Consider the following 13,596-nt stretch of genomic DNA (forward strand, 5'->3'; position numbering starts at 1 on the left):
CGCGCGGGCCCCGCTGCTTGTTGGCGCGCGCGCCGTGAGGGGCCGTGCAGGCGGCGCGCCGATGGACCGGTGAGCCTGTCCGCGCATAGGTTCGCCGCCCCGGGCAGGCCCCGGCATCTCGAGAAGGACAGAAACACCCGTGCAAGAGCTCATCGACGTGCTGCGACATCAGGCGCGCCACTTCGCGCCCGAACTCGCGCAGCTCGCGTACAAGCGCGGACTGGCCGTCACCCAGTCGGACGGCACCACGCGCCCCATCCCCATCACCGCGACGCCCGTCATCCTCGACGCCGCGGAGATCCGCCGCCGCGCGGAGCTGTCCGCGCACCTGGCCTCCGCCACGGTGAAGATGGCGCGCGCGTGGCTCGCCGCGCCCGACGCCGAGCTCCTGCTGGCCTCGCTCTCCCCGCTCGAGCGCGCGCTCGCGGAGCGCACCTGGCCCCAGGCGGTGCGGCTGGCCACCACGCGCGTGGACTACTTCGTCTCCGGCGGAAAGCCGTGGGCGCTGGAGGTCAACGCGACCATTCCAGCCATGCAGGGCTACTCGGACATCGCGGCCCGCACGTTCATCGAGGTGGTGGCGCGCCACTTCCGCTATCCGGAGAAGGCGCTGCCCTCGCTGCTCACGCTCAACGGCAGCAACGCGCTGGCGCTCTATCGTTCGCTGTTGGACGGTTACGCCGCCGAGCGCCCTGGCCGGTTCCCGGACACGGTGGCGCTGTTGTGCCGCCGCAACGACGCGCAGATTTCGGAGCTGCGGTGGCTGTGCGAGCGCTTCCGGGAGTTCGGCGCCGACGCGGACATCGTTCACCCGGATGAGGTGTCCGGTGATGCGACGTTCGAGGCGCGCGGCAAGAAGTACGACCTGGTCTACCGCCACCTCTTCGTGCGGCGGCTGGAGCAGCAGCCCTCGCCGTGGGTCGAGGACTTCCTCGCCACGGTGCCCGGCAAGAAGGCCGTGTTCCTCAACCCGCCCGCGTCGCAGGTCGAGGTGAAGTCCACCTTCGCGCGCCTGTCGCAGGCGCTGGCGGAGCCCGAGCTCGCCGAGGCCGCGGGGCTCACCCCCACGGAGCTGGAGGCCATCCGCGCCTCCGTTCCCTGGACGCGGCTGTTCCGCGCGGGCCCGACGACGGGGCCGGATGGGACGAAGCTGGACGACGTGGTGGCGGAGGTGGCGCGCAACCCCGCCCGCTTCGTGCTCAAGCGGGCGTGGGACTACGGCGGCAAGGCCGTGTTCCTCGGTCGCTCGGCGGGCACGGTGCCGTACACCGAGCGCGTGACGGCGGCGTATGGCGAGCCCCTGGGCTGGCCGGAGCTGTGCGCGCGCGCGGCGAGCGACCCGACGGGCGGCGGCTTCGTCGTGCAGGAGATCGTCGACTCTCCTCCCGAGGACCACCTGCTGGTGGAGCCGCATGGGACGGTGCTGCCCACGTCGTTCTTCGTGGACTACTCGGCCTACGCGTCCGTGGGGCTGGCGAAGCAGCCCGCCTGGGGCGGCGTGTGCCGGGGCTCCATGGCGGAAATCGTGAATATCGTGGGCGGCGGCGGCGTGCTGCCCCTCATCACCACCGAGGTCGCCTCGAAGCTTTTGCTCGCGTGGAAGGCGATTTAAGGAAGGGCCTCAGCCAGGGTCCGCGCACGCCCGGGTCGAAGACGCTATAAGCAGTGGCGCCGCCGGGGCGGGTCCCCGGCGCGAAAGGATACGATTCAAATGGCCTGGGAAACTTCCGGATGGCAGACGGCCGAGAGCGACTCGGTCAACTCCGTCCTGGTGCAGGAGTCGAAGCGCGCGTTCATGACGCGCGTGCATGGTTGGATGTTCGCGGGGCTGCTGCTCACGGGCGTGATGGCCATGGTGACGCTGAGCAACGAGGCGCTCCTGCGCACGGTGCTCGAGTGGCGGTTCGGGTTCATGATCGCGCAGCTGGGCGCGGTGTTCGCGCTGTCGTTCCTGGCGCCCCGCCTGTCGGGCCCGGCGGCCGCGGCCCTGTTCCTGGGCTACTCCGCGCTCACGGGGATGACGTTCTCCATCCTCTTCCTCGTCTACACGGCGGGCAGCATCGCGCAGGCGTTCTTCCTGACGGCGGGCGTCTATGGCGCCATGGCGTTGTACGGCACGGTGACCAAGAAGGACCTGAGCGCCTGGGGCACGTTCCTCTTCATGGGCCTCATCGGCGTGGTGCTCGCGGGCCTGGTCAACCTCTTCATGCGCAGTGACATGATGTCGTTCGTCATCGCGTGCGCGTCGGTCCTCGTGTTCGCGGGTCTGACGGCGTACGACACGCAGAAGCTGCGGGAGATGCACGCCAACACCGGCTACAGCAGCGCGGCCACGGTGAGCATCGTCGGCGCGCTGACCTTGTACCTGGACTTCATCAACCTGTTCCTCGCCATCCTCCGGTTGCTCGGCCGCCGTCGGTAGTCAGGCAGGCGACAACCCTCCGTTCGCGACGAGCGGCGGCACGGCCCATGTGGGCACGTGTCGCCGCTTTTTTATTGGGGCGTGTTTGACCCGATTGCCGGCCCTCCCTGCTCCATCCGTGGGCACAGGAGGAAACCCCATGCAGAGGTCTCTCGCATCATCCCTCGTCGCGCTGTCCCTGTTGTCCTCGAGCCTGGCGTCCGCGCACGGCTCCATGGAGGTGCCGCTCAGCCGCGTCTACGGCTGCTTCAAGGAAGGACCGGAGACGCCCAAGTCCGCGGCGTGCAAGGCTGCCATCCAGAGTGGTGGCACCCAGGCGCTCTATGACTGGAACGGTGTCCGGCAAGGCAACGCCAACGGCCGCCACCGCGAGCTCATCGCGGACGGCAAGCTGTGCAGCGCGGCCAACGAGAGCCACCGGGGCCTGGACCTGGCGCGCACGGACTGGCCCGCGACGCTCATCTCGCCGGACGCGAACAACCGCTTCGACTTCGTCTTCCACGCGACGGCGGTGCACGCGACCGCGTACTTCCACCTCTACGTCACGAAGGAGGGCTACAACCCCGCGCTGCCGCTGAAGTGGTCGGACCTGGAGGCCTCGCCCTTCTGCACGCTGACGGCGCCGTCCGCCCCGCAGAACAACCGCTATCGATTCACCTGTCCGTTCCCCCAGGGGCGCACCGGCCAGCACGTCATCTACGCCATCTGGCAGCGCTCCGACAGCCCGGAGGCCTTCTACGCGTGCACCGACGTGAAGTTCAGCAACACGCCCCCGCCCCCCACCACGTGGAAGGAGCTGGGCGCGGTGCAGGCGCGCGAGGACCTGGCCGCGCAGAGCAAGGTGACGCTGCGCCTGTTCGACAGCGGCGGTCGTGACGCGGAGACGCACCCGCTGACGCTCTCCGCCGCGACGCCCGCGGCCACGTGGATCTACCAGCTGGCCCAGCAGGTGAACGCCACCTCCAGCCGGGTGCAGGTGGGTGAGCTCCAGACGAACGGCACCGTGCGGCCGGCCAACAGCGCCACCGCGAACCGCGTCTACTCGCGCGAGGCGAGCGACTCGTTCCAGCTCGACATCGAGAAGCCCACGGGCGGCGGCGGGGACCCGGCGCAGTACAAGTATCCCAATGGCATCGACAGCTACGTGGCGGGGACGCTGGTCGAGGGGACCAACGGCAGCATCTACCGGTGCAAGCCCTTCCCCTACTCCGGCTGGTGCAAGGGCTCCGCGCCGTACTACGCGCCCGGCACGGGCAGCCACTGGAGCGACGCGTGGGAGTTCGTGCGCTGAAGGAGCGCTCGAGGTCGGTCCCGACGCGATGACGCAGTGGATGGGCGGGGGGTTGCCGGGGGCCAGGTGCCTTGCGTCAGCTCCCCGCTTTCTCCTTGCGGGAGAACGGCATCAGCAGCCGCTCCACGGGGCGGCCGTTCATCAGGTGCTCCTCGACGATCTCGCGCACGTCCTCCACCTTCACGCCCGCGTACCAGGAGCCCTCCGGGTAGATGACGACGGACACGCCGAAGGCGCAGGTGTCCAGGCACCCCGCGGCGTTGGCGCGCATGCGGCCCTTCACCCCGCGCTTGTCGAGCTCCTCCTTGAACGCGGCGCGCACCTCCTCCGCGCCCTTGGTGGCGCAACACCCCTTGGGGTGTCCGTCCGGTCGACGGTTGGTGCAGACGAAAACGTGGCGCTGGAAGGGAGGAGGCATGCTGGCCTCCTAACGCGCCGGATGTCCGAAATCGACCCCCTCCTGGCCACCCGGCGACGGGACTGTCGAGCGGCGGGCGCGCGGATCATCGCCCCCACTTGTGGCATCGCGGATCCCATGCACAGACTTTCAGCAAACGTCCCCCAGTGATCACGCCCGTTTGCGTCGGAGTGACGATACATGTCTCGCACGCTGTTATCCGTCAAGGTAGAGCCTGGCTTGCGGTGCCGGCGCCAAGGGTCTAGATCCGCCCTTGCACGCCCTCCGAGCTACAGGTTGCTACGCCCTCTGCCCGCACGGACGGCAGCGGGATAGAGCCCATTTAGTTGTGTGTGCGACAAGGCACAGCACTACCAATAGGGTCTGAGCTGTTCCTTGATCAGCCGAGGCGAAGCGCGTATTGATCCCGGCCGCCCGGTCCTCGGCCGGGCAATCTCCACAACGGAAGTCCGGGGCCAGCAGCCCCCCACGCACCGCTCGCGAGCCTGATCCAGTGCCGCTCACGCCTGTCCGCGTGACGTCCCTGGAACCTCCGGAATCTCGCGCGTTTAGCGTTGCGCAAAATTTTGCATTCCAACTCAGAGTGAACCCGGAGGGTGGCGACATGGAGAAGGAACTGAGTTCGAAGGCCCTGATCAACGGCAAGGAGCGCCGTGCGGCACGCAGCAAGCCGAAGGGGGTTTCGACGGGGCTGGGCCTGGAGCGCTACTTCACGACGCCGGGCGTGGACCCCGCGGACGAGCTGGCGTGGGAGTACCGCAGCGCGAGCATCACCGGTGAGGACGGCAAGGCCGTCTTCGAGCAGAAGAACATCGAGGTCCCCCGCTCCTGGTCGATGCTGGCCACCAACGTCGTGGCCTCGAAGTATTTCCGCGGCACGCCGGGCACGCCCGAGCGCGAGACGAGCGTGCGCAAGCTGGTGGCGCGCGTGGTGGACACCCTCACCCGCTGGGGCGTGGAGGGCGGCTACTTCGCCACGGACGTGGACAAGGAGACCTTCCACGCCGAGCTGACGCACCTGCTCCTGCGCCAGAAGGCCTCGTTCAACTCCCCCGTCTGGTTCAACGTCGGCGTGGAGGCGCAGCCCCAGTGCTCGGCGTGCTTCATCAACAGCGTGGATGACTCCATGGAGTCCATCCTCACGCTCGCCCGTACGGAGGGCATGCTCTTCAAGTACGGCAGCGGCACCGGCAGCAACCTCTCCACCATCCGGGGCAGCAAGGAGCTGCTCGCGGGCGGAGGCACCGCGTCCGGCCCGGTGTCGTTCATGCGCGGCTTCGACGCCTTCGCCGGCGTCATCAAGAGCGGCGGCAAGACGCGCCGCGCGGCGAAGATGGTCATCCTCAACGCGGACCACCCGGACGTGCTCGAGTTCATCCGCTGCAAGTCCGCCGAGGAGAAGAAGGCCTGGGCCCTCATCGAGGCCGGGTATGACCCGTCCTTCAACGGTGAGGCCTATGCCTCGGTGTTCTTCCAGAACTCCAACAACTCCGTGCGCGTCACCGACGACTTCATGAAGGCCGTCGTCTCGGATGGCCCCTGGCAGACGCGCGCCGTGCGCGACGGCTCTCCCCTGGACACCTACCGGGCGCGCGACGTGTTCCGCGAGATCGCCGAGGCCGCGCACCTGTGCGGTGACCCGGGCATGCAGTTCGACACCACCGTCAACGGCTGGCACACGTGCTCGACCACCGCGCGCATCAACGCGTCGAATCCGTGCTCCGAGTACATGTTCCTGGACGATTCGGCGTGCAACCTGGCGTCGCTGAACCTGATGCACTTCCGCGACATCGCGGGTGACTTCGACGTGGCCGCCTTCAAGCACGCCGTCGACGTCATGCTCATGGCGCAGGAGATCATCGTCGGCTTCTCGCGCTACCCCACCGAGCGCATCGCCAAGAACAGCCACGACTACCGGCCGCTGGGGCTGGGCTTCGCGAACCTGGGCGCGCTGCTGATGGCGTCGGGCCTGCCGTATGACTCGGACGCGGGCCGCAACTACGCGGCCGCCATCACCTCGCTGATGTGCGGTGAGGCCTACGCGATGAGCGCGCGACTGGCCGAGAAGCAGGGCCCCTTCGCCGGCTACGCGAAGAACGCCGAGCCCATGCTCGGTGTCATCCGCAAGCACCGCAAGGCCGCCTACAGCGTCCCCCAGGCGGGCGTCACGGCCGACCTGCACGCCGCGCAGAAGGCCGCGTGGGACTCGGCGCTCGCCCTCGGTGAGGTCCATGGATTCCGCAACAGCCAGGTCACCGTGCTCGCCCCCACCGGCACCATCGGCTTCATGATGGACTGCGACACCACCGGCATCGAGCCCGACATCGCGCTCATCAAGTACAAGAAGCTGGTCGGCGGCGGGATGCTGAAGATCGTCAACCAGACGGTGCCGCAGGCGCTCGAGAAGCTGGGCTACCCCCAGACGCAGGCCCAGGACATCGTCGCCGCCCTGGACAAGGCCGACACCATCGAGGGCGCTCCCCACCTCAAGCCCGAGCACCTGTCCGTCTTCGACTGCGCCTTCAAGCCCGCCAACGGCTCTCGCAGCATCCACTGGATGGGCCACATCCAGATGATGGAGGCCTGCCAGCCCTTCCTCTCCGGCGCCATCTCCAAGACCGTCAACATGCCCTCGGACTCCACCGTGGAGGACATCGAGAAGGCGTACATGGAGTCGTGGAAGCGCGGCCTGAAGGCCGTCGCCGTCTACCGCGATGGTTGCAAGCGCACCCAGCCGCTCAACACGTCGAAGGCCGGCGTGAAGGACACGCGCAAGGCCGAGGCGGCCCCCGTGGTGGAGCCGGCCGTGAAGCCGGAGCCTCGCGCGGTGCGCCGTCGCCTGCCGGACGAGCGCCGCTCCATCACCCACAAGTTCTCGATTGGCGGCCACGAGGGGTACCTCACGGTCGGCATGTACGAGGATGGCTCGCCGGGCGAGCTGTTCATCGTCATGGCGAAGGAGGGCTCGGTGGTCAGCGGGTTGATGGACAGCTTCGCCACCAGCATCTCCCTGGCGCTCCAGTACGGCGTCCCGCTGAAGGTCATGGTGGACAAGCTGAGCCACACCCGCTTCGAGCCGAGCGGCTTCACGGGCAACCCCGCCATCCCCATCGCCAAGTCCATCACCGACTACATCTTCCGGTGGCTCGAGCTGAAGTTCCTGCCGAGCGAGGACCTGGTGGAGGACGCGGTCCTGTCTCCCGCGGAGGGCGCGTCCAAGCAGCCCGCCCTGCCCGCCCAGGCGGCCTCGTTGTCGCTCCCGTCGACGAACACGCGCGCGACGTGGCTCAACCAGGCGGATGCCCCGCCCTGCCACACCTGCGGCGCCATCATGGTCCGCAGTGGCGCTTGCTATAAGTGCGGCAACTGCGGCGCGACCAGCGGCTGCAGCTGAACCTCACGCGATGAGCTGAAGCACTCGAGGGCTCCGGAGCGCTGCTTCCGGGGCCCTCGCTGTTCTCGCGCTCGCGGCGGCGGCCACGCGGGTGGCGCGGTACGCCCGCCGTGCCCACTTGGGGCGCGAGGTCCGTGGATGCGGGACCTCGCGCGGGAGCGGACGATGCGTGGCTCAGTCCGCCCGGGTCGCGGGCAGCCGGTCGTAGACCTCCGAAGCCTTCGCGGACACTCGCGTCAGCTCGTCGAGCGTCGTGGTGGCCACCTGCGCGCCTCCCGAATCCGCGACGACGAACGCCACGGGACGCCCACGGGCGCGGATGGGGACGACGAGCAGGTGTGACGTGGGCCCACCGAGCGCGGCGAAGATGGCCTCGTCCTGGACGCAGGACGGAGCATCGAAGCTGCTGGGCCCCAGCTGGCCGAGCGCGGACACGAGCAGCGACGGGGCCTCCAGGTCCACCTTGAGCGAGGCCACTGCGGGGCTGTCACTCCCCGGCCCCCATGCATGGCCGACGCGCACGAGCCCGAAACTCTCCCCGAGCAGGAAGGCTCGCTGGAATCGACCCGCGCAGTAGGCGATCAACACCTTGCCGAGCACGCCTTGTGAGCCGACGTCATCGAGCGCCGTGAGGACCTGGTCCGCGGAGACCCTGGGGCCGTCGGGGCTCGCGTCTGGAGTGGACTCGTCCGCGGCGGCCAGCAGCGTCGTCAGTGCCTCCGAGGGAGCACGGGCCTGGGGCTGCCAGGGCTGCTGGATGAAGTCCCAGGCGGAGGCGAGGGGAAGCTCCGTGGTGGCGCCCGCTGGCGCCGCCGGACGAGCGTTGCCCTCGAGGTCCACCGCGCGGTCCTCCCACGTGTTCTCCGCGGAGTGACCGATGGTTCCGTTGCCTTCGGCCCCCTGCCACCCGACGAACTCCCACGTGGACGCGAGCTGCATCGGCGCATCGTCCGCCGCTGGAAGTTCGTCCAACTCGATGGCCGCGCGGCGCAGCGGGACGGGCCTGGGGGGCGGCGCCGAGGGCGTGGGCTCCGCGTCGGGCACCTGGGGCTCGCGCAGGGCAATCACCTCGGCGCCCGAGTGGGGACTGGGTGACGGTGGATCCACGGGAGGCGAAGCCACGGTCGCGGAGCCGGAGGACTCACCGTGGGATGCGAGCATCGTCCCCGCGGCCTCGAGGGTCAGGGTCTCCCCCACGTCGCCCTCGACGGGCAGGGAGGACGACGCCCCCGAGTCAATCGCGGAGGCTGGCGTGTCCTGGGCAACCGGGCTCGCGTCACCGAGCGTTGCCTTCATGAGCTTCCAGTGTTCGACCGACGGCGCTTCCGTGCTGTCGGATGCGGCGGCGCCCGAGTGCTCGGCCTCGGGGACCTCCGGTGACGACGGGACCTCGGCATGAGGCTTCACCTCGGTTTCGTCGAGGTAGGCCACCGCGGAGGACGACTGGACCTCGGGAGCGCTCGACGTCTCCGCGTTGCGCGTCTCTGTCGCGTCGTTCGATAGCGCGGCGGTCTGGAGCGCTCGTGCAGCCGACCCGGTGGTCGATGTGAGAGGCACCTCAGGCGCTGCGCTGTCATCGGACTGCGCGGAGATGGAAGGGGCATCAACGCTCGGCTCGAGCGTGGAGACCTCGCTGGAAGACCGCGCGACGGTTTGGGACGGCTCGTCGACAGCTCGGCGCTCTTCCGGCGTGGTCCTCGCCTCTCGCGCGGCAGGCTCCACATCCACGGAAGCCCCCGTGACCTTCGACTCCGGCTGCGCGACATCACCCCAGTCATCAAGCGGGCTCGCGTCCTGGCCGGTGATGCGGCCGTCCGCCCCGGAGACACCCTCCGCCACGGGACGCGCGGAAGGCGCACGGTCGGAAGCCGCGGCGCTCGAATCGACCTCGACCGTCTGGAGCGAACTGCCCTGTGCTGTCTGCGATTCGACCGCGAACGGCGCGGAGGCAATCACCGAGGCGAGGGCCACGTCCGAAACCGTCTCGACATCAGCTGGTGCGGCCCCGTCCAGCGTCGGCACATCGGAGCCCGTGGTGGACGGCGCCACCACCGCGCCCTCCCCGACTTCTTCAGGAGTGGAGAGCCGAACCGCCTCGGCATCCTCGGACGACGATGCGGCTGCGTCCTTGTCCGCGGGAGCGACGTGCTCCTCCAGTCGGGCAGGGACCGGCACATCGGTCGTCGCAGCCGCGCCCTCTCCTTCGAGCGGGTGGGCCGCGCGCGACGTGGCACCGGCCTCATGCGATGAGGCGGGCTCGACCCCATCGACCTGCGCGTTATCACGTGCCTCGATGCGTTCGTCCGCCACACGGGGTTGCGCGAGGTGCGTCTGCGCTCCGCTCAACGGCTCGGGGTGCTTGGCGACGGTCTCGTGCGAGGCGACTTCGCCGCTCGGCGCAGGCTCAGTTCGAGCACCCGCGTCACCCTCACTCCACGGTGACCCGGAGACGTCGGACGTCGTGGCCTGCGGCGACTTCTCCGCGGCACGTTCCCCAGGAGGGAGCTCCTCCTCGGACACGTCCCCCCGTGTCAGGTCGCTCGCGGCTTCGACGTTCAGCGCTGGAGCCGAGCCCGCTGCCGTCGGAGGACTCGCTGCGGCGACCGCATCGTCCAGACCCTGCGTGTTCGACGACGCGAGCCCCGCCACTTGCGCAGGTCCATCGTCGAGAGCACCGAGCGCCGCTGGAGAGACGTCACGTGCGTCTGTCTCGCGAACCGACGAAACCTCGGAGGCATCCGCGGCCTTCGCCGGCCCATCGTCGAGAGCGCTGTGCCCCGCTTGAGGGACCCCAGGTGCTCCACCCTCACGAACCGCGGAGACCTCGGAGCCATCCGAGGCTTGCGCCTGACTGCCTTCGCGAGCGCTGAGCACCGCGCTGGAGACTTCGAGCGCGCCTCCATCGAGGACCGCTCCGGCCACGGAGGCATCCGGGCCCGAAGCGGACTGGCTGTCCTCCGTGGAGAGAATCTCCGGACCCGACTCAGACTCCACGCGCGCATCGAGCGCGCTCGGAGGAGCCTGCGAGACATCGCCGACCGAAGGCGTTGCGGGTCCGATGCTCGACGGAACGGAGCTGGCGGCGGCGTGCGGTGGCGCTCCTCTTGGCGCCATCCCCGGAGGTTGTGGCGCGGCGATTCCCTTCATGCCCGGAGGCGGCTGCGGCCCCATCGACGGGCGCGGCGCTGCACCACCCACTTCGGGAGTCATGCCGCCCATGGGCTGGGGCGGACGCACCGTTCCTGGAGGCGGTGGCGCTCCGGGTCCTCCGGACATCGAGGGAGGTCGTCCCCCTTGCATTCCGGGAGGCATCGCACCGTGCGGTGGTCCGGGGACCGTGGGGAAGCCCGTTCCCGAGGGAGGGCGCGCACCCGACATGCCTGGAGGCACGGGGCCTTGTGGGGCCCCCATGCTCGGCATGCCCGGGTTCGAAGGACGCGTCCCCGCGCCCCCCGGAGGCACCGGCCCCTGCGGTCCCGGACCGCCCGCTCCCTGCGGAGGACGAGGTCCCATCCCAGGAGGCACGGGCCCGGGCACCGTGGGAACTCCCGTACGCGACGGAGGCCGTGCCCCCGTCATCCCAGGAGGCACGGGCCCCGACGGAGGCCGAGCGTTCATCATCCCAGGAGGTGCGGAACCAGGCCCCCCCATCGACCCCGGAGCAGGCGCGGCCCCAGGCATCGGCGGCGCCCCTGGTCCCGGAGGCGGCCCGCCCACGCCCTGCGCGGGTCTCGCCACCATTCCAGGCGGCAGCCCCTGACCTCCCGCTCCGGGTCCACCCGGAACAGGAGGCCCTCCCTGAACGGAAGGCATGCCGCTGCTCGACGGAGGCCGGGCCCCCATCATTCCAGGGGGCCCACCAGGTCCACCGGCGACAGGTCCACCTCCAGGCGCCCTGGGCGGAACAGCCCCCTGCACCGAGGGCACTCCACTGCTCGAGGGAGGACGCGCGCCCGGCATCGCAGGCGGCCCCACGGGGCCCGGTCCACCCGGCATCCCAGGAGGCACAGGGCCAGGAACCACGGCCATGCCCGCGCTCGACGGAGGTCTCGCTCCGCTCATCCCAGGAGGAACAGGTCCCTGCGCACCGGACACGACGGGAATCCCCACCCCCGACGGCCGGGCACTCGCGAGCCCCGGCGGGACAGCCCCTGGGCCCCCCGGCGCGCCGGTGTTCGGAGGAGGCCTTGCGCCTGGCGCGGCGGCCGGTCCCCATCCCGGTGACGCAGGCGGCTTCGCGCCTTGAGGCGCCGCGGACGGAGCCACCACCGGAGCGCCCAGGCCCGGCTGCGGCCGCGCTCCCGGTCCCGCCACGGGCCCCGGAGGCACCGTCCCCTGCGTCGCCACGGCCGGCTCGGAAATGCCACCCGCGGCAGCGGACGGCCGCGCCGCAGCCCCCATCCCCGAAGGAATCCCACCCTGCAGTCCCGAGGCAGCGGCCTCCACGACTCCACCGGGAGCAGACGGCGGTCGCGGGGCCATCGCCGGAGACACCGGCGCCTGCGGCTCCACGGGTGCGCCTCCGGCTCCAGGTCCACGAACCGGAGGCAGCCCCGCGCCACCAGGCCCCGCCGCCCGGGCCAACCCCGGAGGTTGGACCGGAGACCACTGCCCCGCGGACTGTCGCGACACCATGCCCGGCGGTTGAGCGGATTGTCCCCCCTGTCCCTCGGGGTTGCCGGCGAGCACCGGGCTCCTCGGGGCGGGAGTCTCCACCACCTCCTCCATCACCCCTTCGAGCACCTCCTCGGTGTCCACCACATCGAGTTCCTCGGTGGGCTCGATCTCCTCCGCCGCCTCGAACTCCTCCTCGGGTTCGATCTCCTCCGCCTCCTCAATCGGCGTGGGAGGAATCGCCGGAGCCAGCCGAGGCGGCTCCGCCGGCGCGAGCCGAGGCGGAGGCCCCGACGGCCGAGCCCCTCGCGCCGCGTCCACGGACGCCAACTGGAGCGGCCCCGGAGGCCGGGCCGACGCCGCGGGCCCCAGCACGGGTGGCCCGGACTTCGTCACCACCGCCGCGGGCGCCTCCGACGCATCCCCCAGCAGCCCCCCCGTTGGCGCCAGCACCGGGCTCGCTCCCGTCCACGGCGTCTCTTCCGTCGTCGCGTCGTCGGAGTCGTCACTCAGGAACTGCCCGGGCGCCAATCCACCGAACATCCCCTCCGTCCCCGGAGCGGCCCGCACGGGCGCGGGCGGGGGCGGAGACTCGGGCTGCTCCACCACCCCGCCCCGCGTCTGCACGGGCGGGGCCGCGGGACGAGGCGGCGGCGCCGGAGCCAACCGCCGGGCCGTCGCCATGCTCAACGAGCGCGACTCGCGCCGGATGCCATAGCGCTGGGCCTGGTAGTGGAACAGCCGCAGCTCGGGCGTGATGTGCGGAAGGATTCGCAGGCCCGTGATGAACCCCAGCGCGTCCGTGTGCTGGATTTCGAAGGGGCTCGCCATGGCCACCCTCAGCCGGCGCCCCTCCTGTCCCAGCGGGAAGGCCAGGTGCTTCTCCGCGAGCGCCGCCGGAAGCAACGTGAGCGTCGCGTCCGTGACGGCCTCGAAGTCGGCCTCCTGCGCCACCGGGTAGCGGGTCTGCTCCCCCAGCACCATCGCCAGGGTGTCGATGTCCAGCATCTCCAGCTCGACGAGGATGGAGCCCAGCCGCCCACCGTAGATGAGCTGTGCCTTCAGGGCTTCGTCGAGCTGCGCCTGCGAGAGGAGGCCCTTGCGGACCAGGATTGCTCCGAGCTTTTCGGCCATGCCTCCCGGAGTCTAGACGGCTTCGCCCCACACCGGACCGGCCCCCGTGCGCCCTCGCGTCATTTCGCCCAGGTCCGCGGGTACCTCGCACACAACCCGGCGGCAACAATCGCGCTCCGTGTGAAATCAGACGGGCGCCCAACCTGCCTGCCCTCCCCCCGAGACAGTGTCAGTTCCGCGTCCAGGACCCTTGCTCCCGGCAAACGCCGCCAGGCCCACATCCCATCGCCTTGTTGCAACCGGGTACTCAACTGCGAGTCGGGGCCCTACGTGACTGCCGCTATAACGGTGCGTGCAGCCCACGCTGCGAAGTCCCATCCCCT

At 70.4% G+C, this 13,596-nt stretch carries 6 protein-coding genes; 4 read left to right on the plus strand and 2 right to left on the minus strand.

Annotation, left to right across the window (positions count from 1 at the left end; genetic code table 11):
* Positions 1-139 precede the first annotated feature (139 nt).
* The 3 genes from VZQ01_RS01355 (at position 140) to VZQ01_RS01365 (ending at position 3,713) form a co-directional block, all read left to right on the plus strand.
* Entirely contained in the window at positions 140-1,612 is a 1,473-nt protein-coding gene (locus VZQ01_RS01355) for a hypothetical protein (RefSeq protein ID WP_426746706.1), read from the plus strand.
* A gap of 99 nt (positions 1,613-1,711) precedes the next feature.
* Positions 1,712-2,422 carry a Bax inhibitor-1/YccA family protein gene (locus VZQ01_RS01360; protein WP_046713189.1) on the plus strand — a complete coding sequence of 237 codons (711 nt, stop codon included), beginning with the start codon at positions 1,712-1,714 and terminating at the stop codon, positions 2,420-2,422.
* Between the two features lie 139 nt (positions 2,423-2,561).
* A complete protein-coding gene (locus tag VZQ01_RS01365) occupies positions 2,562-3,713 on the plus strand; it encodes a lytic polysaccharide monooxygenase (RefSeq protein ID WP_426746708.1) in 1,152 nt (383 codons plus the stop codon).
* A 76-nt stretch (positions 3,714-3,789) separates the two neighbouring features.
* Here VZQ01_RS01365 and VZQ01_RS01370 read toward each other — a convergent pair whose 3' ends face one another.
* A complete protein-coding gene (locus tag VZQ01_RS01370; RefSeq protein WP_223750089.1) occupies positions 3,790-4,131 on the minus strand; it encodes a (2Fe-2S) ferredoxin domain-containing protein in 342 nt (113 codons plus the stop codon).
* A gap of 604 nt (positions 4,132-4,735) precedes the next feature.
* Here VZQ01_RS01370 and VZQ01_RS01375 point away from each other — a divergent pair.
* Positions 4,736-7,525 carry a vitamin B12-dependent ribonucleotide reductase gene (locus VZQ01_RS01375; protein WP_223784692.1) on the plus strand — a complete coding sequence of 930 codons (2,790 nt, stop codon included), beginning with the start codon at positions 4,736-4,738 and terminating at the stop codon, positions 7,523-7,525.
* Between the two features lie 174 nt (positions 7,526-7,699).
* On the opposite strand, the gene VZQ01_RS01380 is transcribed toward VZQ01_RS01375, so the two are convergent.
* Complete coding sequence (locus VZQ01_RS01380) at positions 7,700-13,273, minus strand: GspE/PulE/PilB domain-containing protein (protein WP_426746709.1); 5,574 nt, start codon at positions 13,271-13,273, stop codon at positions 7,700-7,702.
* Positions 13,274-13,596 lie beyond the last annotated feature (323 nt).

The organism is Myxococcus faecalis, assembly GCF_050039385.1.
GTDB classification, from domain to species: domain Bacteria; phylum Myxococcota; class Myxococcia; order Myxococcales; family Myxococcaceae; genus Myxococcus; species Myxococcus fulvus.